The organism is Polynucleobacter sp. JS-Safj-400b-B2 (genome assembly GCF_018881975.1).
Lineage (GTDB): Bacteria > Pseudomonadota > Gammaproteobacteria > Burkholderiales > Burkholderiaceae > Polynucleobacter.
In genome coordinates this window covers 1-25,633 of record NZ_JACVPJ010000001.1, presented here as the reverse complement: position 1 = coordinate 25,633, position 25,633 = coordinate 1, and the positions used below count along the sequence as shown (strand labels likewise).

General features: G+C 45.2%; 30 protein-coding genes. 15 read left to right on the top strand and 15 right to left on the bottom strand.

The annotated features are described in order from the left end of the window. Positions 1-36: 36 nt before the first annotated feature. From moaA to ICN48_RS00135, 4 genes are read left to right on the top strand one after another with little or no spacing between them, the layout of a single operon-like run. Positions 37-1,173 (top strand): GTP 3',8-cyclase MoaA, encoded by a 1,137-nt coding sequence (gene moaA, locus ICN48_RS00150; RefSeq protein ID WP_216151748.1) that lies wholly within the window; start codon positions 37-39, stop codon positions 1,171-1,173. Then, positions 1,173-1,778: a molybdenum cofactor guanylyltransferase MobA gene (gene mobA / locus ICN48_RS00145; protein WP_216151747.1), complete on the top strand. Its 606-nt coding sequence runs from the start codon at positions 1,173-1,175 to the stop codon at positions 1,776-1,778. Before moaA ends, mobA begins: the two co-directional genes overlap by 1 nt. Beyond that, positions 1,775-3,091 carry a gephyrin-like molybdotransferase Glp gene (gene glp / locus ICN48_RS00140; RefSeq protein WP_216151746.1) on the top strand — a complete coding sequence of 439 codons (1,317 nt, stop codon included), beginning with the start codon at positions 1,775-1,777 and terminating at the stop codon, positions 3,089-3,091. Before mobA ends, glp begins: the two co-directional genes overlap by 4 nt. Positions 3,092-3,103: 12 nt before the next feature. Further along, entirely contained in the window at positions 3,104-3,397 is a 294-nt protein-coding gene (locus ICN48_RS00135) for a hypothetical protein (RefSeq protein WP_216151745.1), read from the top strand. Positions 3,398-3,497: 100 nt separating this feature from the next. Here ICN48_RS00135 and ICN48_RS00130 read toward each other — a convergent pair whose 3' ends face one another. Next, entirely contained in the window at positions 3,498-4,481 is a 984-nt protein-coding gene (locus ICN48_RS00130) for a D-glycerate dehydrogenase (RefSeq protein ID WP_216152053.1), read from the bottom strand. 149 nt (positions 4,482-4,630) lie between these two features. On the opposite strand from ICN48_RS00130, the gene fdxA reads away from it, so the two are divergent. Genes fdxA through ICN48_RS00110 form a run of 4 tightly spaced genes read left to right on the top strand, consistent with a single transcriptional unit; the run spans position 4,631 to position 7,363 of the window. Further along, on the top strand, positions 4,631-4,954 hold the full coding sequence (gene fdxA, locus ICN48_RS00125) for a ferredoxin FdxA (RefSeq protein WP_215392159.1): 324 nt from the start codon (positions 4,631-4,633) through the stop codon (positions 4,952-4,954). A gap of 19 nt (positions 4,955-4,973) precedes the next feature. Then, positions 4,974-6,020 (top strand): FAD-dependent oxidoreductase, encoded by a 1,047-nt coding sequence (locus ICN48_RS00120; RefSeq protein WP_216151744.1) that lies wholly within the window; start codon positions 4,974-4,976, stop codon positions 6,018-6,020. Positions 6,021-6,065: 45 nt separating this feature from the next. After that, positions 6,066-6,860 carry a thymidylate synthase gene (locus tag ICN48_RS00115; protein ID WP_215348509.1) on the top strand — a complete coding sequence of 265 codons (795 nt, stop codon included), beginning with the start codon at positions 6,066-6,068 and terminating at the stop codon, positions 6,858-6,860. A gap of 14 nt (positions 6,861-6,874) precedes the next feature. Continuing rightward, positions 6,875-7,363 (top strand): dihydrofolate reductase, encoded by a 489-nt coding sequence (locus ICN48_RS00110; protein WP_216151743.1) that lies wholly within the window; start codon positions 6,875-6,877, stop codon positions 7,361-7,363. Positions 7,364-7,415: 52 nt separating this feature from the next. Here ICN48_RS00110 and ICN48_RS00105 read toward each other — a convergent pair whose 3' ends face one another. Next, positions 7,416-8,255, bottom strand: coding sequence for a peptidyl-prolyl cis-trans isomerase (locus tag ICN48_RS00105; protein WP_255539391.1), 840 nt, complete (start codon positions 8,253-8,255; stop codon positions 7,416-7,418). Between the two features lie 84 nt (positions 8,256-8,339). Between ICN48_RS00105 and ICN48_RS00100 the strand changes: the two genes are divergently transcribed. After that, positions 8,340-8,960: an SOS response-associated peptidase gene (locus tag ICN48_RS00100; protein WP_216151742.1), complete on the top strand. Its 621-nt coding sequence runs from the start codon at positions 8,340-8,342 to the stop codon at positions 8,958-8,960. Positions 8,961-8,968: 8 nt separating this feature from the next. Here ICN48_RS00100 and ICN48_RS00095 read toward each other — a convergent pair whose 3' ends face one another. Then, complete coding sequence (locus ICN48_RS00095; RefSeq protein WP_255539390.1) at positions 8,969-9,295, bottom strand: hypothetical protein; 327 nt, start codon at positions 9,293-9,295, stop codon at positions 8,969-8,971. A gap of 60 nt (positions 9,296-9,355) precedes the next feature. Here ICN48_RS00095 and ICN48_RS00090 point away from each other — a divergent pair, with 60 nt between their 5' ends. Beyond that, complete coding sequence (locus ICN48_RS00090) at positions 9,356-10,246, top strand: transporter (RefSeq protein ID WP_216151741.1); 891 nt, start codon at positions 9,356-9,358, stop codon at positions 10,244-10,246. Here ICN48_RS00090 and ICN48_RS00085 read toward each other — a convergent pair. The 3 genes from ICN48_RS00085 to ICN48_RS00075 all read right to left on the bottom strand — a co-directional run bounded on the left by ICN48_RS00085 (position 10,243) and on the right by ICN48_RS00075 (position 13,655). Next, positions 10,243-10,845: a sulfite oxidase heme-binding subunit YedZ gene (locus ICN48_RS00085; RefSeq protein WP_216151740.1), complete on the bottom strand. Its 603-nt coding sequence runs from the start codon at positions 10,843-10,845 to the stop codon at positions 10,243-10,245. The two genes, ICN48_RS00090 and ICN48_RS00085, sit on opposite strands and share 4 nt — an antisense overlap. A gap of 70 nt (positions 10,846-10,915) precedes the next feature. Then, the gene (locus tag ICN48_RS00080) at positions 10,916-13,147 is read right to left on the bottom strand and encodes a xanthine dehydrogenase family protein molybdopterin-binding subunit (protein ID WP_216151739.1); all 2,232 of its coding nucleotides are present in this window, start codon (positions 13,145-13,147) and stop codon (positions 10,916-10,918) included. A 10-nt stretch (positions 13,148-13,157) separates the two neighbouring features. Next, a complete protein-coding gene (locus ICN48_RS00075) occupies positions 13,158-13,655 on the bottom strand; it encodes a (2Fe-2S)-binding protein (RefSeq protein ID WP_216151738.1) in 498 nt (165 codons plus the stop codon). Positions 13,656-13,797: 142 nt separating this feature from the next. On the opposite strand from ICN48_RS00075, the gene ICN48_RS00070 reads away from it, so the two are divergent. Continuing rightward, on the top strand, positions 13,798-14,013 hold the full coding sequence (locus ICN48_RS00070) for a hypothetical protein (RefSeq protein ID WP_216151737.1): 216 nt from the start codon (positions 13,798-13,800) through the stop codon (positions 14,011-14,013). Here ICN48_RS00070 and ICN48_RS00065 read toward each other — a convergent pair whose 3' ends face one another. Together ICN48_RS00065 and ICN48_RS00060 are read right to left on the bottom strand one after the other, a co-directional pair. Further along, positions 14,014-14,301 carry a 4a-hydroxytetrahydrobiopterin dehydratase gene (locus ICN48_RS00065; protein ID WP_216151736.1) on the bottom strand — a complete coding sequence of 96 codons (288 nt, stop codon included), beginning with the start codon at positions 14,299-14,301 and terminating at the stop codon, positions 14,014-14,016. It abuts the gene before it with no gap. Positions 14,302-14,316: 15 nt separating this feature from the next. After that, positions 14,317-15,042 carry a pseudouridine synthase gene (locus ICN48_RS00060; RefSeq protein WP_216151735.1) on the bottom strand — a complete coding sequence of 242 codons (726 nt, stop codon included), beginning with the start codon at positions 15,040-15,042 and terminating at the stop codon, positions 14,317-14,319. 103 nt (positions 15,043-15,145) lie between these two features. On the opposite strand from ICN48_RS00060, the gene ICN48_RS00055 reads away from it, so the two are divergent. Further along, positions 15,146-15,688, top strand: a complete 543-nt coding sequence (locus ICN48_RS00055) for a DUF2889 domain-containing protein (protein ID WP_216151734.1) — start codon at positions 15,146-15,148, stop codon at positions 15,686-15,688. On the opposite strand, the gene ICN48_RS00050 is transcribed toward ICN48_RS00055, so the two are convergent. After that, positions 15,685-16,455 carry an SDR family oxidoreductase gene (locus ICN48_RS00050; protein WP_216151733.1) on the bottom strand — a complete coding sequence of 257 codons (771 nt, stop codon included), beginning with the start codon at positions 16,453-16,455 and terminating at the stop codon, positions 15,685-15,687. The genes ICN48_RS00055 and ICN48_RS00050 overlap by 4 nt on opposite strands. A gap of 65 nt (positions 16,456-16,520) precedes the next feature. Between ICN48_RS00050 and ICN48_RS00045 the strand changes: the two genes are divergently transcribed. Continuing rightward, positions 16,521-17,309 carry a hypothetical protein gene (locus ICN48_RS00045; protein ID WP_255539389.1) on the top strand — a complete coding sequence of 263 codons (789 nt, stop codon included), beginning with the start codon at positions 16,521-16,523 and terminating at the stop codon, positions 17,307-17,309. 9 nt (positions 17,310-17,318) lie between these two features. Here ICN48_RS00045 and ICN48_RS00040 read toward each other — a convergent pair whose 3' ends face one another. The 5 genes from ICN48_RS00040 to ICN48_RS00020 all read right to left on the bottom strand — a co-directional run bounded on the left by ICN48_RS00040 (position 17,319) and on the right by ICN48_RS00020 (position 22,578). Then, positions 17,319-18,242: an MBL fold metallo-hydrolase gene (locus ICN48_RS00040; protein ID WP_216151732.1), complete on the bottom strand. Its 924-nt coding sequence runs from the start codon at positions 18,240-18,242 to the stop codon at positions 17,319-17,321. A 7-nt stretch (positions 18,243-18,249) separates the two neighbouring features. Further along, entirely contained in the window at positions 18,250-18,804 is a 555-nt protein-coding gene (locus ICN48_RS00035) for a lipocalin family protein (RefSeq protein ID WP_216151731.1), read from the bottom strand. Between the two features lie 2 nt (positions 18,805-18,806). Beyond that, entirely contained in the window at positions 18,807-19,769 is a 963-nt protein-coding gene (gene msrP, locus ICN48_RS00030) for a protein-methionine-sulfoxide reductase catalytic subunit MsrP (protein ID WP_216151730.1), read from the bottom strand. A 57-nt stretch (positions 19,770-19,826) separates the two neighbouring features. Then, positions 19,827-20,234, bottom strand: coding sequence for a BLUF domain-containing protein (locus ICN48_RS00025; RefSeq protein ID WP_216151729.1), 408 nt, complete (start codon positions 20,232-20,234; stop codon positions 19,827-19,829). 109 nt (positions 20,235-20,343) lie between these two features. Next, complete coding sequence (locus ICN48_RS00020) at positions 20,344-22,578, bottom strand: NADP-dependent isocitrate dehydrogenase (protein WP_216151728.1); 2,235 nt, start codon at positions 22,576-22,578, stop codon at positions 20,344-20,346. A 237-nt stretch (positions 22,579-22,815) separates the two neighbouring features. Between ICN48_RS00020 and ICN48_RS00015 the strand changes: the two genes are divergently transcribed. Further along, the gene (locus ICN48_RS00015) at positions 22,816-24,012 is read left to right on the top strand and encodes an MFS transporter (RefSeq protein ID WP_216151727.1); all 1,197 of its coding nucleotides are present in this window, start codon (positions 22,816-22,818) and stop codon (positions 24,010-24,012) included. Here ICN48_RS00015 and ICN48_RS00010 read toward each other — a convergent pair. Continuing rightward, complete coding sequence (locus tag ICN48_RS00010) at positions 24,009-25,025, bottom strand: DUF6352 family protein (protein ID WP_216151726.1); 1,017 nt, start codon at positions 25,023-25,025, stop codon at positions 24,009-24,011. The two genes, ICN48_RS00015 and ICN48_RS00010, sit on opposite strands and share 4 nt — an antisense overlap. A gap of 87 nt (positions 25,026-25,112) precedes the next feature. On the opposite strand from ICN48_RS00010, the gene ICN48_RS00005 reads away from it, so the two are divergent. Beyond that, positions 25,113-25,460: an FKBP-type peptidyl-prolyl cis-trans isomerase gene (locus ICN48_RS00005; RefSeq protein WP_216151725.1), complete on the top strand. Its 348-nt coding sequence runs from the start codon at positions 25,113-25,115 to the stop codon at positions 25,458-25,460. The last annotated feature ends 173 nt before the right edge of the window (positions 25,461-25,633 follow it).

Below are 25,633 nucleotides of genomic sequence, written 5' to 3'. Positions count from 1 at the left end.
TGGCAGAAACCCCGTTTCACAGCCATAATTGCGATCATGGTTGAAAAAGCAATCCCTATAGTGTCTAAGGTAATCCCCATCCGTATTGACGAAGGCAAAGGCCTGTCGCCTTCTATTGGCGCGCAGCTAACTACGCCTCATGGTCATACCAAAGATACCCGCGGACGCACTCTAAGAGATCTTCGCATCTCCGTAACGGATCGCTGCAACTTCCGCTGCAACTATTGCATGCCTAAGGAAGTATTCGACCAAAACTATCCTTACTTGGCTCACAAAGAATTATTGAGCTTTGAAGAAATTACTCGTCTCACTTCAATCTTCGCTACATTAGGCGTTGAAAAAATTAGACTCACTGGTGGCGAGCCTTTGCTGCGCAAGAACTTAGAAGTGCTGATTGAGATGTTGGCAAAAATTAAGACGGCTGCAGGCAAACCACTAGACCTCACGCTAACTACCAACGGCAGCATCTTACGGAAAAAAGCTTCTGCATTAAAAGCCGCTGGCCTGAATCGCTTAACAGTCAGCCTTGATGGCCTAGACGACGCTATCTTTAAAAAAATGAATGATGTCGACTTCCCAGTAGTCGATGTGCTCGATGGAATTAAAGCAGCGCAAGAGGTTGGCTTTGAGAATATTAAAGTCAATATGGTGGTTAAAAAAGGCACCAACGATCATGAGATTGTTTCGATGGCCAAACACTTCAAAGGTAGCGGCATCATTCTTCGTTTTATTGAATTTATGGATGTCGGCAGTTCGAATGGCTGGAATATGGAGCAAGTCCTACCTTCCAAAGAAGTCATTGCCCGCATTAATGAAGTATGTCCACTGGAGCCAGTTGAGGCTAACTATGCTGGCGAAGTTGCCCAGCGCTGGCGTTATGTCGATGGCTCAGGTGAGATTGGCGTGATCTCCAGCGTTACCCAAACCTTCTGTCACGAATGCTCTAGAGCACGTATATCGACTGATGGGCAAATGTATCTCTGCCTTTTTGCAAATGAAGGTTTTGATTTCAAAACTTTGTTGCGTTCAGGGAAAAGTGATTTAGAAATTGCCAATGCCGTCATGAATACTTGGTCAATCCGCGATGATCACTATTCAGAAATTCGCGGCTCTCATACCGCCAACCTTTCTTCCGGCAATCGCAAGGTTGAAATGTCCTATATTGGTGGCTAATGATTTTGACTAAAGACATTACTGGACTAATACTTGCTGGCGGTCGCGCCCAGCGTATGGGTGGCATCGATAAAGGCTTAATTCCTTTTCATAACAAGCCCCTGATTGAATCGGCAATTGCCAAGCTAAAGACCCAGACACAAACCATCATCATTAATGCCAACCGCAACATTACAAAGTATGCGGGCTATGGATACCCCGTCATCATGGATGAGACGCCAGATTTTTCAGGTCCCTTAGCTGGATTCTCTGTAGGCCTAAAGGCATGTAAAACTCCTTACCTCCTTACCTCACCATGTGACTCGCCTTTACTGCCCAATAATCTTGCTGAAGTATTGGGCGCGGAGATGGAGCGAGGTGATTTTGAATTGGTTTATGCCTCCAGCAGAGAAGCCGATGGCAAGGTATGGGCGCAACCGGTGTTTTGCTTAATGCGCACTAACATGCAAGACTCTCTCACTAATTTTTTACTGAAGGGTGACCTCAAAATTGATCGCTGGTTTAAAGAGTTACGCAGCAGCACTGTGATTTTTGAAGACCCGCAAGCTTTCGCCAATGTAAACACTCCTGAAGAATTAAAATCTTTAGAAGAAGTATCAGCATGAGTCATTCCCCAAATCAACCCATTCTATTGACCTCATCGCTTCACGTGGATGATGCGCGTAAGGCAATTGCTGTATTAGTGAATGATCTCATTGCAGAAGCGACTGCTGTCAATGATCCTGCTGATTTTGAAACTGTTGCGCTAGATCAGGCGATCAATCGAATTCTGGCAGCAGATCTACTTTCACCAATCGATGTCCCAGCTGCAGACAATTCTGCAATGGATGGCTTTGCATTTAACGGCGAATGTCTCAATACCAAGAGCGCAACAATTGAATTACGAGTTACCGGTACTGCGCTCGCTGGCAAACCTTATGAAGGCAGTGTTGGTGCAGGAGAATGCCTCAAAATCATGACTGGCGCACTGATGCCTGCTGGCTGCGATACCGTTATCCCGCAAGAATTTACAACTGCAAAAGATGAATTCACCATTGCATTCAAGCAGGACCAATTAAAGCCTGGTGAGAATAGACGTTTACGTGGCGAAGATCTACAAAATAGCAGACCCGCAATAGCGGCTGGTCGTTTACTGCGCCCCTCTGATCTCGGTTTAGCTGCTTCACTTGGTATTGCCTTATTACCCGTCAAACGCAAGCTCAAGGTTGCTATTCTGTCCTCAGGCGATGAGTTGCGTGCGTTAGGCCAAACTTTGGATGCAGGTAGCATTTATGACAGTAATCGCTATAGCCTGACTGGTTTACTGAATCGCTTAAATCTGGACATCATTGACTGCGGCATTGTGCGCGATAATCCCACCTCGTTGAAGCAGGCATTTATTGAAGCAGCAAATAAGGCGGATGTATTAATTTCTTCTGGAGGTGTATCTGTTGGTGAAGCGGATTTCACAAAACAGATCATGCAAGAGTTAGGCGATGTCGGCTTTTGGAAAATTGCCATGCGTCCAGGTCGCCCCATGGCCTTTGGAGTTCTTAAGCCTGTTGCCGGAAAGTCATCCAATCGCAAAACCCTTTTCTTTGGTTTACCAGGAAACCCAGTGGCAGTCATGGTGACTTTTTACCAATTTGTCCGAGCAGCCCTTCTGCAGCTGAATGGCGCCAACCAAACTGAACCGCCTCTTACCCAGGCTATTGCCGCAGCACCTATCCGGAAAAAGCCAGGTCGCACAGAATTTCAACGCGCTATCTTGGGACGCAGACCTGATGGCAAACCAACGGTCAGACTCACTGGAAGCCAAGGCGCGGGAATTTTGCGCTCAATGAGTGAGGCCAATTGCTTTGTCATCCTGGGTCACGAACAAGGAAATGTTGCTGCAGGGGATTGGGTAGATATAGCACTTTTTGATGGACTGCTTTAAGATTGCGTCATCATGAAACTTAGCAAAAAAGAACTCGTCTTTCTCGACCCAATGCATACCGCCAAAACCTTAGTTTTGGTTTACCTCTGCTTCTCCTTTCCGATCGTTTTATTGGCGCTATTTGTAGCCTTCATTCGTGATGGCGCCATCCCCGGATTTACAGTTTTGTCGGCGCTTGTTCTCAATGCTCTACTCGGCTTTGGATTGCTGTGGATTGCCTGCAAAGTGTATAACTGGGTTGCAGGTAAATTCGGTGGTATTGAGTTAGCCTTACGCGAACTTCCAGAAGAAATTGATACTGAATAGATAAATCAGTAATCGTTATTGGTTCGCAGTATTACCCCACGTAATAAAGCCGAGTATTCCTCGGCTTTATTTTTTATTGCTTAATGAATTCAGTAACCCACTAACCCTTATAAACTTCTACGTTAATAAGACTAGGTGGTTTTTTGCCATCAAGTGCTGCACGTAAATTATCTACTGCTAAATCTACCATTGCTCTGCGTGTTTTTTCTGTGGCGCTAGCAATGTGCGGGGCAAGCACTACGTTACTCAATTTCAATAATTCAGGATGCACCTTAGGCTCACCCTCAAAGACATCTAAGCCAGCAGCAAAGATCTTTTTATCTTTGAGAGCTTGCGCTAGTGCTGCATCATCCACAATGCCGCCGCGGGCAATGTTTATCAGGGTTGCCGTCGGTTTCATGAGGGCAATTTCTTTGGCGCCAATCGTATGATGACTCTCAGCACTATACGGTAGCACTAAGACAACATGATCAGCTGTGCGTAGTAATTCTTCTTTAGAAACATACTTTGCACCGCACGCTTTTTCATCAGCATCAGATAAGCGACTTCTGTTGTGATAAATCACACTCATACCAAAACCTAAAGCACGTTTAGCAATGCCTTGCCCGATACGTCCCATGCCAATAATGCCTACAGTGCTGTGATGCAAATCCATCCCAAGGGGATTATTCACAATCGACCATTTATCCCAATGGCCCGCACGCACCCAATGTTCAGATTCAGTAATCCGTCTTGCTGTAGCCATGAGCAAGGCAAAGCCAAAGTCCGCTGTTGTATCCGTCAAAACATCTGGCGTATTGGTTGCCATCACACCGGCAGCAGTGATTGTGGGCACATCAAAATTGTTGTATCCAACAGAGATATTGGCTACTACCTTCAAATCCTTGGCATGAGCTAAGGCATTGGCATCGATTCTTTCGCTCCCTGCAACTAAGGCCCCTACAACGCCAGAGAGTTCTTTTTGCAACTCTTCGGGGCTAAAAATCCGATCCTCTTGATTGGATCGAACATCAAAGGATTCCTCCAGTTTGACTAAAGCCTCTGGAAAAATGGCTCTCGCCACCAAAATTCTGGGTTTTTGCATCCCTAGCCGGGTATTAGACTGTGTATTCATAGTGGGAACTTTACCTTAAGTAAATAGAGGGTTTTGCCTGAAAAATAGGCTATTTCGGCTAAAATTGAACTTTTATAACTAAGCACCCGGTTTTTTGGGGCTCATGAAACAAAACCACCATGACTTACGTTGTTACCGAAGCCTGTATCCGTTGCAAATACACCGACTGCGTTGATGTTTGCCCAGTTGACTGCTTTCGCGAAGGCCCCAATTTTTTAGTGATCGATCCAGACGAGTGTATTGACTGTGCGGTTTGCGTACCCGAGTGCCCAGTAAATGCAATTTATGCTGAAGACGACGTACCTGGTGACCAACAAGCGTTCATTAAATTGAATGCCGATCTATCCCCCTCATGGACTTCAATTACCAAGTCTAAAGAAGCGCTTCCAGATGCTGAAGAGTGGAAAGACGTTAAAAATAAACTCGATCAGCTAGTAAAGTAATTTCTAGCTAAGTAAATTTGTGTCGCACTCACCCATAGAAACCGATGCCGTAATTATTGGCGCCGGTCCTGTGGGCCTCTTTCAGATTTTTGAATTAGGCTTATTAGAAATCAAAGCGCATGTGATCGACTCACTCCCAGAGGTTGGCGGGCAATGCATTGAGCTTTATCCAGATAAACCTATCTACGATATTCCTGCGATCCCAGTATGTACTGGGCGTGAACTCACCAATAACTTATTAAAGCAAATTGAGCCTTTTGGCGCTCAATTTCATCTTGGTCAAGAGGTTAGCAGGCTTGAGTCACAAGCCGATGGCCGCTTTCTGATTAGCACCTCACAAGACAATCACTTTTTAAGTAGAGCCGTCTTTATTGCTGGTGGTGTTGGGGCATTTCAGCCGCGCACTATCAACCTTGAAGGCATTGATGCGTTCGTCAACAAACAAGTCTTTTACCATGTAAAAAATCCAGAGCAATTTGCCAATAAAAGAATTGTGATTTGCGGTGGCGGTGATGCAGCCCTGGATTGGGCGATTCATTTTTCTGAAATTGCAGCTAGCGTTACCTTGATTCATCGTCGCGATGAATTCAAAGCAGCGCCAAAGTCTATTGCCAGAATGCGCGAACTTTGCACTAATCATCAAATGGAACTTCTGATCGGACAAGTTACCGGTTACGAGGTAAAAGATGAACAAATGAGCGATATAGTCTTCACCAATATTGATGGTCAATCCAAACTAATTCCTTTGGATGACCTTTTAGTGTTTTATGGACTCTCCCCTAAGCTAGGGCCAATTGCCGAATGGGGTCTGAATATCGATCGCAAACAAATTTGTGTTGATACCGCTAAATTCCAAACTAGCATCTCCGGAATTTATGCAGTTGGTGACATCAATGTTTATCCAGGCAAGAAAAAACTCATCTTGTCTGGATTTCATGAGGCCGCCCTCGCCGCCTTTGCAGCCGCAGAGTACTTAAGCCCTGAAAAGCAGATTCAACTGCAATATACAACTACCTCCCCCAAGCTGCACAAGGTCTTGGGAGTGAAGTCGCCCACATTCGAGTAAGCTATCTCTAATTCGTTAATACATAACCACCTTTAGCCAATATATATGCATCAATATCACGATCTCATGAAAGAAGTCCTCGCCAAGGGAGTTCAAAAGTCCGATAGGACTGGAACTGGCACGGTATCCGTATTTGGACATCAGATGCGCTTTAACTTGGCAGATGGTTTTCCGATGGTGACTACAAAAAAGCTGCATCTCAAGTCGATTATTTACGAACTTCTCTGGTTCCTCAAAGGGAGCACCAACAATAACTGGCTTAAAGAGCGCGGTGTATCCATTTGGAATGAATGGGCTGCACCAGATGGTGATTTAGGGCCGATCTATGGCTATCAGTGGCGCTCATGGCCCGCTCCCAATGGTCAGCACATCGACCAAATCTCGGAAGTAGTCGAGACCATCAAGAAGAATCCCGACTCTCGTCGCATCATTGTTTCCGCATGGAACGTAGCAGATATTCCACGCATGGCTTTAGCGCCTTGCCATGCCTTCTTCCAGTTTTACGTTGCTGATGGCAAGTTGTCATGCCAACTCTATCAACGCAGCGCGGATATTTTCTTGGGTGTCCCATTCAATATTGCAAGCTATGCGTTATTAACGCATATGATGGCGCAACAATGCAATTTAGAAGTGGGCGACTTTATTTGGACTGGCGGTGACTGCCATTTATATAGCAATCATCTTGAACAAGTAGAGCTTCAGTTGTCGCGCGATTTTTTCCCACTGCCAAAGCTCAATATTTTGCGCAAACCGGATTCAATATTTGATTACGAGTTTGAAGACTTCGAAATCGTTGGTTACGAGTCTCACCCCCACATTAAAGCTCCTGTAGCTATTTAAGAATCTCAGCCCTTATGACACAACCTGCTATTTCCATGATTGTTGCGCGCTCGCGCAATCACGTTATCGGTCGCGATAACCAAATGCCCTGGAAAATTTCGGCTGATTTACAGTTTTTCAAGCGCGTCACCATGGGATTCCCCGTCATCATGGGTCGCAAGACCTGGGAATCCATTGGGCGCCCCTTGCCTGGACGTCGCAATATCGTAGTAAGCCGTAATCCAGGCTATGAGGCTAAAGGCGGTGAATTGGTAGGATCTTTAGATGAAGCATTGAAGAGCTTAAGCGAGTTCCCAAGTGTTTTTGTTATCGGTGGCGAACAACTATTTAAGCAAGCCTTTGAAAAAGCGGATCGTCTCTACATCACCGAAATCGATTTAGATATTGAAGGCGGCGATACTTTCTTTGAGGTGCCTAATGCAGCCTCTTGGAAAGAGATTGAGCGCACCCCCGGTTCCGAAGGTGATATCACTTTTAGCTTTATTACTTTAGAGCGCAACTAAAAAGGACTCCAAGGAGTCCTTTTTTTCTAATGCGTAGTTTTGCTGTTACTGTTTACTGAACCACAATCTTTGCATCTTTTGCAATTTGACCTACGAACTCATATTGTTTTCTTTGGGTCATGCCAGCACGAATGGCAGCCTTTGCTTGTTCGAATGATGGTGGCTTGCTCGATTTTTTATCTTCCAGCTTCATTAGGTACCAGCCTTGCTGCATCTGGATTGGGGCTGTAACTTGGCCCTTAGATAGTGAAGTCAATGCTGAGGCTAATTGAGGGCCTACCTGTGCAGCCTGAACCCATCCAACAGCGCCACCCTGAACCTTATTTGGAGCCAAAGATACGCTCTTGGCAACTTTATCAAACGGCTCACCTTTCTTGATGCGGGCTAAAGCTGCTTGAGCATCAGCCTCACTAGCAACTGCAATATCACTCACCTTATATTCTGTAATCATGCCCTGCGGCCCCAAAGATGCAATCTCTTTGTTGTATTCAGCCTGAATATCTGCATCGGTGATTGGGTTTTTAGCCATATAAGTAGACAACTCAAGGTCTGCCAAATAGTTTTGACGAATCATCATGAGTTGAGTGTTCGCTTTTTCAGAATTAGCCAAGCCATCTTTCTCGGCCTGCTGTGAAAGTAATAACACTTCAATGAACTTTTCAATAACTACTTTGCGCAGTTCTGGAGAATCTTTTTGCCCTTGAGAGATGGCAACCTTAATACCCTGCTCTACCATGTCATTAGTAATGATGACGCCATTAACTGATGCTGCAGCATTAATTGGTAAACCACTTTGTTGCGCATAGGCGCCGCCTACAAGCGCACCCGCCAATAAGCCAGCAGCAATAAAGCGAACCACCATTGGATTGAATACAGAAGCAAAAGGTTTCATAAGGAAGGTATCTTTCTAAAATTTAGCCTCAATGTTACCAGCAGGGTAAGGCTAAACAGTGATAACCAGCAGTAAAATTTAGCCATGTGTGTTCAATACCTCACTACCGTCAATCCTGATTGGGTTAAAACCCATTTTGATCTAGATTTACCAGCATCCAATGTCCATGATGTCTTTCCGACCTACCCAGGGCCTATTGTTCTCAAAAGTCACAATACTGAACGTACCGCCATTGGTTTGGCTCGCTTTGGATTATTGCCATCTTGGGCCAAAGAGGAAACCTTTGGCAGAAAAACGTATAACGCCAGAGTAGAGACAGTTGCCAAGAAACCTTCTTATAAGCACGCCTGGAAAAGTCGGCATTACGCCCTCGCTTTAGCTGATGCTTTTTATGAGCCTTGTTATGAGTCAGGCAAAGCAGTACGTACCGCTATCAAACAAGCCAATCAAGAACCTATGGCGATTGCATCAATATGGGATACCTGGACCGAACCTGAAACCGGTGAACTCATTGTTTCTTTTTCTATGCTCACCATCAATGCCAACGATCATCCAGTAATGCAACGCATGCATAAACCTGAGGATGAAAAACGTACGGTAGTTCCACTGCGCCCTGAACTCTTTGACGCATGGCTTAATGCCACACCAGAAGAAGCGCAAGCATTACTACAACTGGGATCTATTCCAGAACTAAGGATCGGTTAAACACCCGCCTAGAATGTAATAATAGGTTTCGTGGCTTGATAAGGGTCGGCAGATTGAGTCTCTATTGCCTCTGCCTCTTCTTCACCCTGTGGTTGATTATAAAATTTTGAATCCGATGCGCGCGCTTTGGATATACGAAGATCTTCTGCCCTTGGGTCCACTGGACCAAATGGTCCCTCAACCGGGGAAATAGTCTGACTGTTGAACTCCTTGATCTGCTGAGGGGAATACGGGGAATATGTTGTCGATCCAGGGGGCTGGGGAGGGGCTTGCGTGCAAGCCGAAATACCCACCAATATGAGAAGTGGACTTAATTTTGAAAAGAATGTTTTCATAAGGCCTATTGTAGGTTAGTACGCAATGCCACTTCCTTTTATATTAATTACAATACTTGCATGAATTTACGTCGTTTCATCGCATTTACTTTATGGACTCTACCGTCGGCCGCATTCGCAGTTGATTTGCAGCCCAACGATATTGTCGCGCCACTACCAGGCAAGAGCCACGCGATGATCAGCTATCTCAATACAGAGAGTGGTACTTTTTATAAGAATGGAGCAGTCGTTTCTACTAAACCATTTGGCAGTCCAGATATTGGCACTCAAAGCGCTATTCTTCGCGTTAGCACTAGTTACGCAGTAAAAGATTTACCGGCAATCTCTTATCTTCAGCTACCTTACGGCTCCATTAAGCCTGAAGGATCATTAGCCTCCTACCCTTCAAGCTCTGGCATTGGAGATCTCACTTTAGCAACGGCATTCTGGCCATATGCCGATAGAGAAAAAAGGCGATATTTTGGCGTAGCGGGTTATTTCACAGCACCAACTGGTAGCTACAACAGCCAGCAAGTATTTAACGTGAGCGAGAACCGTTATCGATCTGATGTTCAGATGGGCTATCAACAACCCATTGTTGAAAATCTGGATGGCATGATTGCTGTCGATACAATGTGGTTCGGGGGTAATAGTCAGTGCGCTGCAGCGTGCTTCTCTGCAAATAATACCTCCCTCAATCAAAAGCCACTAACGACTACACAACTTGGTCCAATCTACAAGATCAATCAGACTTATACCCTAGGCGCCTCATACTTTTATGTAGCAGGTGGCGCCACCACGATTGGCAATACTTATCAAAATAATGTCATGAATACTCAACGCTTCTTATTAAGCGCATTGGCGTATTACCCATTTGGACGAATCAGTCTTCAATATGGACGCGACATGGAAATCAAGAATGGCTTTGTCGAAACACGCCGCTTTATTGTGCGCTATACCGTCGAACTCTAATTCAACTTACTTCGATAACTCTGGAGAAAATTTCTGATTACAGGAATGCGGAAAATCAGCAATAGGAAAATAACGGCTCCATAAATAGAGACTGTACCTAAATCATTCTTGCCGGCTTTGTGCCACCAATAGTGAACTATTACAGTGCACGCGATTATGTAAATAAGCTTATGCAATAAAGCCCAACGCCGACCGAGCTGACGCACTGCCCACTGATTCGATGTTAATGCTAAGGGTGTCAGTAGCACCAAACTCAAAAATCCCATTGTAATAAAGGGTCGCTTGATAACATCACTCCACATCGATTGAATATCTAGGTTTTGATCCAACCAAAACCAGATTGAAAAATGAATGGCGGCATAGAAGTAGCAAAACAGCCCCAACATTCGACGCAGCTTGATCCAAGCAGTTAAACGCGTAATCAAGCGCAATGGGGTCATCGCAAGCGTAATGCATAGAAAGACCAGCGCCCAAGTGCCCGTTGAGCGGGTGATGAATTCAATGGGATTGGCACCCAAGCCCTCATGAGCGCCCAGCCAAATTAAGCGGGCTAAGGGAGCGAGGGACAAGAGAAAGACCGTTGCCTTAATAGACTTCATAAGACATATTAAACGACCCTGTTCATTCAAAATGAATAGGGTCGTTAATCGCTTTCAATCGGGTTAAAACTTAGGCCAAGCTCAAACCTTCCTTGCTCAATGGGAAGTTCCGCACCGGTCTGCCGATTGCAGCAGAGATTGCATTTGCAACTGCTGGGCCCACTACGCAGATTGTGGGCTCACCTACCCCACCCCAAAAATCAAAACTCGGGACTAAGACTGTTTCAATTCTTGGAGTTGCAGACAGCTTCAGAAGCGGATAGGTATCCAAATTCTGTTGTTTGATACGGCCGTTTTCTACAGAGATCTCTGGCAAGAAGATTGCTCCTAATGCCATTGCTACTGAACCTTCAATTTGCTCACGCGTTAAATAGGGATTAACAACATGCCCAGAATTTAAGGCAAATACCAAGCGTGTAACTTTCACCACGTTGTTTTCCACAGTGACTTCCGCTACGCATGCAGAGTAACTGGCATAACCCATGAACTGAGCAACACCTCGATACGTTCCTGCTGGCAATGGCTTATCCCAATCTGCTTTCTTGGCGGCAGCATTCAAAACACCCAAATGCTTTGGATGGCTTTGCATGAGCGCTTGTCTAAATTTGACTGGATCCTTGCCAGCTGCCTTAGCGCACTCATCCATAAAGCATTCCATGAAGATACCATTTTGATTGGTATTCACACCACGCCATGGGCCAACAGGCACATGGGTATTCTTCATCACATACTCCGTTAGGAGCGTTGGGAAGGTATAGCCTAGTTGGGCATCCGGACCATTCTCATAGAAGCCCTGGAGTTGACGTTCATCTTTGCCATTTTTAATAGCCTGTGGTGCTAAGGTGGCATTAATTGATTGGCCCGCAACCTTGATATGCATACCTGTCAAATTACCAGAGCCGTCTACACCGGCAGTCATCTTTGCCATGGCTATTGGATGGTAGTAGTCGTGAGTCATGTCCTCTTCACGACTCCAAATGACTTTCACGGGCACACCTGGAAATTTTTGCGCCACTTTTGCTGCAAAAGTAGTGAAGTCTTGTGTAGAACCACGACGGCCTAGACCGCAACCAGAATCCAATTTATATACTTCGCAATTCGCAAGTGGAAATCCAGTCGCCTCAGATAAAGCTGCGTGTGAGCCTTCACCATTTTGTGTTGGTACCCAAGCCTCCGCGCGATCACCTGTGATTTTGACGGTAGCATTCATAGGCTCCATCGTGACGTGCGCACGATAAGGCGTGTAATAAATAGCTTCAACTTTTTTAGAGGCACTATTGATAGCAGCAGGTGCATCACCTTCTTTACGCTGCCAGAAGTCTCCCTGCTCATCTAGACCATCCCGCAGCATTTTGTTAATACCCTCTTGTGAGACGCTAGCAGCCTTACCCTCATCCCAAACGATTGGTAACGCATTCAGTGCGGTGTTTGCATGCCACCAAGTATCAGCTACTACTGCAAGGGTGCTGTCATCAATCTTGACTACGCCCTTCACCCCACGCATATCTTTGATCTTGCCTTCGTCATAGCTCACCAATTTGCCACCAAAGACTGGGCAAGCTTTTACAGAAGCACAAAGCATCCCTGGAAGCTGTAAATCAACGCCATAGACTTTTGAGCCATTGACCTTATTGGCGGTATCTATACGTGCGTATGGTTGTCCAGCCACTTTCCAATTTCTTGGGTCTCTCAAGGTGATTGATTTCGGATCCGGTGGAGTTAAGGTTGAAGCTAACTCAGCCACCTTGCCGTAAGTTGTTTTACGTCCGGTTTGTGTATGGGTGATCACACCCTTGTCTACAGTCAATTCTGAAACAGGTACATTCCATTGATTGGCGGCTGCCTGCATGAGCATAATGCGCGCTGCTGCTGCGCCTCGACGCACATAGTCTTCAGAAATCCGAATACCTCGACTACCGCCTGTACCATGCTCACCCCAAACGCGCTTACGCGCTAAACTTTGGCCCGGAGTAGCTGACTGTGTTTTGACTTTTTTCCAATCGCACTCGAGCTCTTCAGTAACCAATTGGGCAAGACCAGTACGTGTACCCTGGCCCATCTCTGATCGGGCAATTCTGATATAGACGGTATCGTCTGGCTTAATGCTGACCCAGGCATTTACCTCAGCTTCACCGACTTGTAGCGGCGTGTTTGGGTCGTATTTAGCGCCAGCCTGAGCAAATGCTACATCGGGCAATGCCCCTATTCCCAGCATAAGCCCACCACCTAGCAAGGTGCCCTTAATAATGAAATCACGGCGTGAAGAATTTTCTAAATGAGGGCTTAGTTTTTTTGTTGTCATGTTTTTCTCCTTAACCTCGAGTCGCAGGAGTAGCGTTGTACTCCGCCAAAACATCTACTAATTTCTTTTGACCGGAAGCCACATGAATTCCATCCCGGATCTTTTGATAGGTTCCACAACGACAAAGGTTACCCATTGCATTGTCAATATCGGCATCAGTTGGTTTTGGATTTCTTTTTAAGAGGGCAGCCGCAGCCATTACTTGACCAGATTGGCAATACCCACATTGCGGCACATCTAGTGCAATCCAGGCCTGCTGCACTGGATGGGTATTATTTTTCGATAAGGCTTCAATAGTTGTAATTTTGGCTTTGCCAACTGCGGATACTGGAATAGAGCAAGAACGTACTGGCTCACCATTGAGGTAGACAGTACAAGCGCCACATTGCGCCACTCCACAACCATACTTGGTACCAGTGAGCCCTACCACCTCTCGAATAGCCCACAACAAGGGCATATTCGGCTCCACATCAATATTCTGAACCTGACCATTAATATCTAATTGCATACCGTCTCCCATGGCTTTCTTTTCAAAAGACTATAAATCATTCTGGATTTTTTGCGCTTGCACATAATTGTCTTGGCCTAAGGCAAAACCCTATCGAATTGCGCTGTAATTTGTTATTCTGAGCACTTAATTAAGGATAAATATGACCGAAGAAAACCAAACCCAGAATGATGAAGATTTTGACTATGGGTGCGAGTGTGCAATGACCTTGCTCAACGATCCGACTGAGGACCGTCTAAACGACTTAATTGATGATTTGGATGAAGATGGAATGATCTCCACCGAAGTAGTTTATGGCCTGCTAGCTACCATTCTCATGAGTATGAATGAGGAAGAACACGAAGGTGAAGAACACTAATTAGTCGCGCTTCACTTGAGAAGCAAAGGCATCCATTGCCTTTGCTAACTGAATATCTAATTTAGTCAAAGCCCCAGCCGAATGGGTGCTCAATTCCACCATCACCCTATTCCAAGAGTTTGACCAATCGGGATGATGACCAATCTCTTCAGCATATTGTGCGCAGAGCGTCATAAATCCAAAAGCTTGCTTGAAGTCGGCAAAAACAAACTCACGCGCAATCTTTTTGCCACTCGTATCTAATGACCAGAGGGGTACTTCTTGTTCTAAATTGAAGTTATTAACCATTAAGACAAATTACCTTTAAGTAGAAACGCTTTGTGAGAGTTGTTTTAAATCTTCCACATAGAGCCAACGCCATTCACCTTCAGCTAAATCAGTAGGCATTTGATAAGCACCAATCTTAGTACGATGCAACTTGGCAACATGATTGCCAACAGCGGCCATCATTCGCTTCACCTGATGATATCGACCTTCGACTATTGTCATAGCTAGCACATGATCAGAAATTTGCTTGCATGCCGAAGCAAAGCAAGGCTTAGGATCATCATCAAGCACAACGCCATTCATTAAGTGATCGATTTGTTTTTGAGTAATGGGCTCGGGAGTAGTGATCTCATAAACCTTGCCAATATTCTTCTTGGGAGTAGTCATTTTATGAATAAACTGACCATCATCCGAAATCAAAAGTAAGCCAGTAGTGTCATAGTCAAGACGACCTACGCATTGCAAACCTCTTTCTACAAATGGGCTTGGCAATAAACTATAAACACTGGGGTGATGCGTTGTTTTATGTGAGCACTCGTAATTGGCTGGCTTATTAAAAGCAAGGTAAGCCTTCTCGTGATACTCCCAGTCTTTACCCTCTATATTGAGCATCAGATTTTCAGTTGAAATTCTTTCCTCTGGATCCTCAGCTAATACGCCATTTACCTTTACGAGCTCAGCATAGACCAAATCACTGCAGTAGCGACGTGTACCAAAGCCTTGGCTAAAGAGTATTTTTTCTAGGGAGATCGGTTTTGCCATATGCAGGAAAGGATACTACAGAGGCTGTTTACGATGAGTTGAATGTTCATTTCTTACAATTCATTATGATTGGGTATTCCAGCCATTTATAGATGCCATTACGATGCTCTCTACCCCAAAGCCCCGATCCCTTTTACATACTAGAGAAATTACTTTTCACGGGTATGCAAGAGACGATAGCCTTTGGGATATCGAGGGGCACCTTAAAGACTTCAAGACGAATCCCTTTAAAACGAGTGCAAAAACTTGGCAGCCGGGTGAAGCTTTTCATGACATGTGGGTGCGAGTCACACTTGATAAAGAGTTTGTCATCAAAGCTATTGAAGCTGTGATGGATGGCCAACCTCATGCAGAATGCACAAGCGCTATTCCACCAATGGATGCTTTAATTGGGTCACAGATAGGCAAAGGCTGGCGCAAAACAATAGATACCCACCTTGGCGGCATCAAGGGCTGCACTCATTTGCGCGAGCTTCTCGTCAGCCTTGCTACGGCAGCTTATCAATCTGTTCCAGGCGCCTTCTTTGATCCAGATAGTGATAAACCACCGCTGTACTTAGGTACCTGTAAATCCTGGGACTTTGATGGTCCCGTAGTTATGCGTGTGTATCCCAAGTTCTATCAGTGGAATAAATCTAAAACTTAAAACTCTCCACGGTGCACATTAAATGCATTAAAGGCTTGCTGTACTGGCATTACCTCTAAGACATTGATATTAATATGACTTGGTAATGTAGCCGACCAATAGATAGTCTCAGCTACGTCATCAGCACTTAAAGCCTGAACGCCGGTATAGACCTTCTCCGCCTTCTCATCATCGCCTTTAAAGCGAACATTCGAGAACTCAGTTCCCGCACACATACCAGGCTCAATGCAAGTTACACGCACCGGAGTCCCAATAAGATCGGCGCGCAAATTTAAACTAAATTGCTTAACAAATGCCTTGGTACCACCATAGACATTACCGCCTGGGTAAGGATAGTTTGCAGCCACAGAACCTAAATTAATAACATGACCACACTTGCGCTCCACCATGCCTGGTAAAAATGCACGGCTCATATGAACAAGCCCTTTAATGTTGGTATCAATCATTTGATCCCAATCACTCAGAAAGGCTTTATGAGCCGGCTCTAACCCTAAAGCCAGGCCAGCATTGTTCACCAATACAGTCACCTTAGAAAAGTCTGCTGGCAGAGCACTCGCCAAGGCATCAACCAGAGCACTATCGCAAACATCCACTACCATGGTGCATAGTTTTATCTGCTGCTCAGCTGGTAAGGAGTTTTTCAAAGCCTCTAGACGCTCCGCCCTTCTACCAACAGCAACAACTTGATGACCATTAGCCAAAAAACGGCGGGCAGTTGCCTCACCAAATCCTGCAGTAGCGCCTGTAACTAATACGGTATGTTTCATACTTCCTCTTCAAATCTTTAGTGAACGGTGGTTTGTAATCTAATATTAATACCTATATGGTATTTGTGCGCACTCTGACATTTTCTTTGTTATGTATTTCCTCTGCTTTGGTGGACGCTACAGAGCAGAATACTGCTATGCCTATTTTAGGTCTCATTAATGCATCTCAAGAAAGATCTCAGGATTACACACTAGAGTTCTGGGGCTACCATGAGTCAGATAGCTCACAAAACTATGCCGATACTCTCAAGCTTCGCTATTACAACCCTTTAAATATTGGGAATTGGCATGGAATGATAAGACTTGATACAGCCTATACCGCCACCTATGGACCGCAGCTACCAGCACAATCGACCGGCACCTTCTCACCCAACAATGCAATGCTCACAATTTGGGGCGGTCAAGCAGACTGGTTTGCAAATGTTGGAGCGAGAGTTTTTGTGCCACTAGGTAATACAGGTCAGTGGCTAGCAGGGCCTCAAGTAAGTACATCCTTTAGGCCAGCAGACGACGGACAAAATATTCTTTCGGATATTTCGCCTCTAGCCAGATACATGATGGGCTTTAATCGAAAAGCGCCTACTAGCTCAAGCCTACCTCCGCTTGATAATCACCTCGAGCTTTATCCAACGGTAGGCCTAAATCTAGGCCCAAGTACCCAGCTTCGCTTTTGGGATGAGAATGGCGCTGTTTATAACTCTGCGGGTGGAGGCTGGTTTGTACCAATTGATGCCATGGTGACCCAACGCATCAATAAAAATCTTTTAATTGCAATTGGTGGTGCTAAGCAAGTTATTCAAACGTATCAACTCTATAACTGGACTGTCTACGGAAAGATTTCGCTAAGCTTTTAAGGCAAGCTATCAAGCAAGATCAACTAAAGTCTCACCCTCTAGCTTTGCAGCGCCAGATTTCACAAGTGCTTTAGGTAGCCACTGAATAAACTCATCAATATCCATGTTAAGCAATTTTGCGGCACTGATGAGTGCGGGCGTATTGGCGATCCAATCATTCACTTGCGCAATGTCACGACTACGCCATTCCAATAAGCGATATTTCAGCAATACTTTAGCGCCATGGCGTGCATTGCGACCTGGATCGGATGCTAAATAATCTAATCTTGAGCGTGCAATACTCAGTGATCTTGCAACATCAGTAAATGGTGCGCCATGCCCCGGAATTACCAGGTCCACGGGGATTGTTTCAATCAAATCCAAAGTTTGTGCCACCTCTTCAAACCCAGCTTCACCCCATAACTCAGGAAAAATGACTCCAAAGCCTTCTTCCCACAAAGCGTCTGCAGAAATTAAGATGCGATGATCAGCCTCATAAAGCATGATCGAATGGGGATCGTGTCCCGGTGCAGCCAATATCTTCCAAACATATTTCCCCAGCAAGATCTCCTCGCCCGGAATTAATACTGCGTGATGAGCAAACTGCGGACACTCTTGCCCCAGGTTGTCATAGCTTAATAAGGTGCTATCCCAGTTTTTGACAGCAATCTCTTCAGCAGCAGGAATATATATTTCGCAATTGAATGCTGTTGCTAAAGCCGCGTTACCACCGCAATGATCCGAATGCAGATGAGTATTCACAAGCTTATTAAGCTTTGGTAATTGATGTTTTTTTAGGGCATTGCAAACCAAATCTACGGTGAGGTTTTTGTGAGCACAGTATCCAGAGTCCACCAAGGAAACATCATTATCACTAAAGTGCAGGATATTATTGGCTGAGAGCCAACCCCTTTCAAACACTTCAATGCCAGGTGGTAATAAATGCGCTGTCATGCCTAATTTACTTTGCTTGAGAAGTGATCTCTAGCTTACGCGTATCAAATTGCTGTGCCTGCAAGCGCTGTAACGTATCTTCGTAAACTTTTTTATCTAATTGCGGAGTTCTAGACAGAATCCAAAGGTATTCACGACGTGGGTCACTTACAACCGCCACTTGATACTGAGGATCCAAATCAATCACCCAATAATCACCCCATACCATTGGGATAAAGGCTAGCCAAGCAGGTGCAAAGCGAACTTCTAGCTTTGGAGAGTCCTTTGACCCGATCTGACGAGCCGTTCCCTCTGCTTCCGAAACCTCTCCATCAGCTGTTTTGCAGCTATTTAATACTTTCAAAGTTCCATCGGCCCTAGCCGAATAAACTGCCTTGGTATTACTAGCGCATTTCTTTTGAAACCAGTTTGGGTATTTGGCAATCTCATACCAAGTTCCTAGGTAACGCTGTACATCTAACGATGGAATTGTCTTTACCGGCACATCACTTCCCTGCCCGTAAGCAGAAAAGCCAAATAACAAAATGAAGGCGCTAAAAACTACAGAATAAATTTTGCTCATTCTTAATAGTACTTCTTCAGATCCATCCCCGTGTACATACTAGCTACTTGCTCACCATAACCATTAAACATTTGGGTTTTGATCTTAGGTGCAAACATTCCTTTGGGATCGCCAATACGACGTTCAACCGCCTGACTCCAGCGCGGGTGATCTACCTGAGGGTTCACATTGGAATAAAACCCATATTCACGTGCATCAAATTGATTCCAGCTAGTCTTAGGCATTTCTTCTGTAAAGCGAATTTTGACAATGGACTTGGCGCTCTTAAAGCCATACTTCCAAGGCACCACAACGCGAACTGGAGCTCCATTTTGCTTAGGCAAGACTTCACCATACAAACCAAAGGTGAGTAAGGTCAATGGATTCATTGCCTCATCCATGCGCAGACCCTCGCGATAAGGCCAATCGATGATGGTGCTTTTGACTCCTGGCATTTGTTTACGATCTGCAAGAGAAATAAATTCCACATACTTTGCTGATCCCAGTGGCTCAACTTTGGCAATCAACTTAGAGAGTGAATAACCGTCCCAAGGAATGACCATAGACCAACCTTCAACACAACGCATTCGATAAATGCGCTCTTCCATTGGGGCTAACTTCAGCAGAGCATCAATATCCAGCGTCATTGGTTTTTTGACTAAGCCTTCAATGGATATTGTCCAGGGCCGAGTTTGTAAGCTCTCAGCATACGCAGCTGGATCTGCCTTATCTGTGCCGAATTCGTAAAAGTTATTGTAGCTAGTGACGAATTTATACGGGGTTAGGCCATCTTTATCCGCAAAGGCGGGATTAAGCGCTGCAGCTAATTTTTCGGGAGTAGAAGCAAGCGCCTCTCGAGAGAACCAAGGGGCCAAAGCCATTCCGAAGCCCCCCGCAGCTGCCGTCTTGATGATAGTGCGTCGGTTTTCAAAAATCTCTTTTGGAGTGATATCGCTTGCAAGAATTGTTTTGTCTATAAAACGCATACCGCGCCCCCTGAGAAAAGTAATAGACCTATTTTGCTACCGATGAGAATTTCTTGCTTAAATCTGACTCGCCCGCATTGTATTCATCAGAGTTAAGCTATGCTTATCCATACCACCCACTATTTCAGAGAAATCTGGATAGTCTCTAGTAAGCGTTTCACCGCCATAAAAGCGCAATAACCAATCTGGAAAGTTACGCTCAGTAATCTCGCGAATTTCTAAGAGCTCAACTCGGTGATGGCGCTTATCTTCCTGAATTCGCTTCCAGGCCTTCATCACACTAGAACGCTCACCTTCTATGATTTGACCAAACTGCTGGTTGTCATACAAGAGAATGCCAGTAATCCCATTTTTTAGATTGAAGGCACGCGCAGATTCTAACAATCGCATCAGACCCAAAAAAGACATATCCGAGACTGCTTCGCTCAGATAACTCAATTCAACCAGGTCTTTTGCTTTTGGCATCGCTCAAACAATGTAAATGGGATGTTATGAATAAAAAAGGCAAACTCGAAAGTTTGCCTTTTGATGCTAAACCTAATTGATAAAATTAGGTACTTATCGCTTATACCTATTACGCTGTTGCTGCCTTCAAAGCTGCGTTGAAAGTAGCGCTCGGACGCATTATCGCTTTGCACTTCTCCGAATCAGCAACAAAGTAACCGCCGATATCTGCTGGCTTGCCCTGCACTGCTTTAAACTCGTCGGCAATCTTTTTCTCATTTTCAATCAACGATTTTGCTAAAGGCACAAAGTAAGCTTGCAATTCTTTATCTTCAGATTGAGCTGCCAATGCCTCGGCCCAATACATTGATAAATAGAACTGGCTGCCCCGGTTATCCAACTCACCAGTGCGTGGTGAAGGTGACTTATTGTTGTCTAACAACTTTCCAGTCGCTTCATCCAAAGTACGTGCCAAGATTTTTACCTTGTTATTACCTGTCTTATCGCCGATATCCTCGAGAGAAACGGCCAAAGCCAAGAACTCACCCAGTGAATCCCAGCGCAAGTGGTTCTCTTCAACCAACTGCTGAACGTGCTTAGGGGCAGAACCGCCTGCACCAGTTTCAAACAAGCCGCCACCAGCCATTAAAGGCACGATAGACAACATCTTCGCACTAGTACCTAATTCCATAATTGGGAATAAGTCAGTGAGGTAGTCACGCAAAATATTACCAGTCACAGAAATAGTGTCCTTCCCACGAATCACGCGCTCTAAGGTGTAACGCATTGCACGAGTCTGAGACATGATCTGAATATCTACACCCTTGAGGTCATAGTCCTTGAGGTAGGTATTGACCTTCTTGATCAACTCGGCTTCGTGTGGGCGGTACTCATCGAGCCAAAACACGGCAGGAGTATTTGAGAGGCGCGCACGATTTACAGCCAACTTGACCCAGTCGCGAATTGGCGCATCTTTACACTGACACATACGCCAGATGTCACCCTCTTCAACATTTTGCTCAAGCAACACTGTGCCATCGTCAGCAACAATACGCGCTACACCGGCTTCAGGAATCTCAAAAGTCTTGTCGTGTGAACCATACTCTTCAGCCTGTTGAGCCATCAAACCCACGTTAGGCACTGTACCCATCGTCGTTGGATCAAAGTTACCGTGCGTCTTACAGAAATTAATCATTTCTTGATAGATACGGGCAAAGGTACTTTCTGGAATCACGGCCTTGGTGTCATGCAGGCGACCATCCGCACCCCACATCTTGCCACCAACACGAATCATCGCAGGCATAGAAGCATCCACGATCACGTCGCTTGGAGAATGAAGGTTAGTAATACCCTTAGCAGAGTCCACCATCGCTAATGCTGGGCGATGTTCATGGCAAGCATGCAAATCTTGAATGATTTCTTCACGCTTAGACTCTGGCAAAGTTTTGATCTTTTCATACAGGCTACTCATACCATTGTTGGCATTGACGCCTAGCTCTTCAAACAGCTTGGCATGCTTTTCAAAAGCGTCTTTGTAGAAAATCTTTACCGCATGACCGAATACGATTGGATGAGAGACTTTCATCATCGTTGCCTTAACGTGCAATGACAACATCATGCCAGTCTTATAAGCATCTTCGATTTCTTTTTCGTAAAACTCGCAGAGCGCTTTCTTGCTCATATTCATGCTGTCGATAATTTCGCCGGCCAATAAAGAGACTTTTGGTTTAAGCACAATGGTCTTACCACTCTTGGTAACCAAGTCCATCTTGACATCACATGCCTTAGTCATCGTCATTGACTTCTCGCTTGAGTAGAAGTCGCCGCCGTGCATATGAGATACGTGTGTACGGGAAGCCTGGCTCCACTCGCCCATGGAGTGTGGATTTTTACGAGCGTAACGTTTTACTGCAGGAGGCGCACGGCGGTCAGAGTTACCTTCACGCAATACTGGATTAACCGAGCTACCCAAACATTTGGAGTAACGGGTGCGGATAGATTTCTCTTCGTCTGTTTTTGGATCTTCAGGGAAATTAGGGATCTTGTAGCCCTTAGTTTGCAACTCTTTAATAGCTGCTAACAACTGAGGAACAGATGCACTAATGTTTGGCAACTTAATGATGTTAGTGTCAGGCAATAAAGTCATTTTACCGAGCGCACCTAAGTTGTCAGGTACTTGTTGTTCGGGGGTAAGGCAATCAGAAAACTCAGCCAAGATACGGGCGGCAACAGAAATGTCGCTCGTCACAATCTCTACGCCAGCAGGTGCCGTAAAAGTACGAATAATTGGCAGAAATGCACAAGTAGCCAAAAGTGGCGCCTCATCTGTCAGCGTATAAATAATCTTTGATTTCTCTGAAGCCATGAATGTTTCCTCAATATTGAAAAAAATTACAGAGTCAGGTTTTTACCCTGTCGCCCTCAAATCCACATCGAGTAAGTCGCTTTTAGCGCACCTATTGCCAATGAGGCGAGTCTTCCATTTTAAATCATCGGACTTGGCATAAATGACGGTTTTGCACCTGAAAACCCCCGATATGGGGCAATTTAAGGGAATCCACCAAGGCAACCTGATCCGTTAATTCACCGTAAACTGCAAGCCATGACCAGCAAACATCCTTTACTCAATAAAAACTTGGTGCTGCTGATTATTTGTCAGGGTCTATTCTTAACAAATAACGTCACTTTTATCGCTATTAATGGCTTGGTGGGTCTCAGCCTAGCGCCAGTAAGCTGGATGGCCACCCTGCCCGTTATGGGATATGTAGTGGGCGGAGCATTTTCTACCTCCATTGTGGCTAAATCCCAAAACTACTTTGGGCGCAAGCTTTCATTCCAATTTGGCTTACTGGTGGCAATGTTGTCCGCCCTGCTATGTGCTTATGCCGCCTTAAGCAAGAACTTCTGGCTCTTGGTCTTGGGCACCTTTATTGCCGGTTATTACAGCGCTAACGGCCAACTCTATCGCTTTGCTGCTGCAGAGCTAACTGATGTCAGCCAAAGAGATAAAGCAGTCTCATGGGTGTTAGCCGGCGGTATTCTTGGGGCTGTTATTGGGCCCAATCTGGCATCTTGGACTAGGGACCTGTTTGACACTGCTTTTCTTGGTGCTTACCTAACACTATCCATCGCCGGATTTATTGGCATCTTCGTGATGCAGTTCATTCACTTTCCTCAAGAATTTAAGACCCAGCATGCGCTGACTGATGGGCGCCCCCTAAAAATTATTCTCCAGCAACCCGCTTTCATGGTTGCCATCATCGGTGCGGCATTGGGCTACGGCGTTATGAATCTACTCATGGCTGCCACCCCTTTGGCAATGCAAATTTGCGGGCTACCATTTTCAGACACTGCACTAGTTTTGGAGTGGCATGTGATTGGCATGTTTGCCCCTGGATTTTTTACAGGCTCCCTCATCCAGAGATTTGGAGTATTAAAAATTATGGGGGTCGGAGTAGCGCTGAACTTTATCTGTATTGCTATTGCCCTAACCGGCACCGATCTTCATCAATTCTTCATCGCTTTATTTTTACTTGGTGTGGGCTGGAACTTTTTATTTACAGGCGCCACATCTTTGGCAATGACGGCTTATCAACCCAATGAACGTGACAAAGCGCAAGCTGCCATTAACTTCTGCGTCTTTGGCACAATGGCCTTCACTTCTTTTGGTTCAGGAGCCCTGATCACCTCTCACGGCTGGAGCATCCTTAATTGGGGATCACTCATTCCCGTGGTCGTTAGCGGACTAGCCATTTACTGGCTCGCCCAACAGCGCAAACTGTTGCGGGTTAAAGCTTAAGAAGTTTTTGCAAGTGGCAAGTTAAATAATAGATTTTGGGGCTTTAACTTCAACTGCTGTTGATCGTTCATGGCAATAGCCATATACACCGGCTTGCCGGCCTGAGTCTTGGCAATAGCGGCCTCATCAATAAAGTCCAAACGGAATAAACAAATCACTTTTTGCAGCTCGTCAGCTTCAACCAGCTCTTTGTTATATAGCTTATTCAGTATTTCAGTAGCAGCTGCATCCAAGCCGACATGCCATGACCACTTAGGATCAGTAATTTGCTGCATTGGTGTAATGCGTACGCTAACACCTAGAAAATGCTTTATCCACTTCTCTAAAGCACGGCAAAAATAATTAATAGGCTCATGTCCGAAGTTCAACTGAACCGCTAGATCAAAATCTTCATTTCGAGTCCAGTAGGTTTCGGCGTTGTCCTCATGGAGGACATCTAAATCAGCTGAGCGCATGGTCATGGATTTACCTTTCAGTAAATCCATGATGTTGCCCGTATCACTGGCCTGTGCATTGCGTGCAATAGCCTCTTCATCTGCGCCCATCACAATACCGTCTTCGATAACGCTGATTTTCTGAGTTCTAAAAAAAAGTTCGCTCATACGCACTTCTAATGGATGGGCTTGATCCCCCAGAATATGTCTTATAAAAATCTGTGCGAGCTGCGCAATAAATAAAGGTGGGACATCTACCCCTTCACCCTTAAATAAACTCATATAAAAGCTTTCTAATGAGCTTGAAGCCAATAAACGCGACCGATAACGCAACCAAACGCGATAGTTCTCCTGAATATCCTCGTCAGCCATTCCAGCAATGTCACTTTCGAGCACTTCAGCTCGAGGGTTTTCGGTCAGCCGCTGATGAAGTGAGAGTTCGATAGGGCAAGATTCTGGAACCAGCTTGAGCTCCGGCCTCTCCATATAAGTACGCAAAAAGTCGTCTGTCACCAACAACTGATCATCGGAACTGATTGTCAGGGTGCTATATGCAGAATTTGGCCAATAATTTGTCATGCGTTTTAGTTAAATCAAGCTTACCGTAAGAATTTATAGAGCTCAGAATATACTAGCCGCTCAATTTGTGTGAAATAGGAAAACATCATGAGTGAACTCAAAAAAATAGACACTGTTGTTGGAGAGGGCAAAGAAGCTGCCGCAGGTAACCATGTGGATGTGCATTACACCGGTTGGCTCTTTGATGAGAAAGCACCCGATCATAAAGGCCAAAAGTTTGATAGCTCATTGGATCGCGGTCAATTGTTTAGCTTCCCTTTGGGTGCTGGACATGTGATTAAGGGTTGGGATGAAGGCGTAGCCGGTATGAAAATCGGCGGTAAACGCACCCTGATTATTCCATCTGAAATGGGCTATGGTCCTCGCGGTGCTGGCGGTGTGATTCCTCCGAATGCCACCTTGGTATTCGATGTTGAATTACACGGTGTGAACTAAGCATTTAGGTACATTCAACTATGGCAGTAAAGCAAAAGCCACCCTCTGAGCTGACCCCCAAAAGTTGGACATTATGTCCAACCAAGGGGGTTTTGTTTTATGAGCAAGTACAGCAAGCAGTTCAAGCTAAAGGTAGTTAAAGAGTTTCTAAAGTCAGGTGGTCTTAAGCGGGT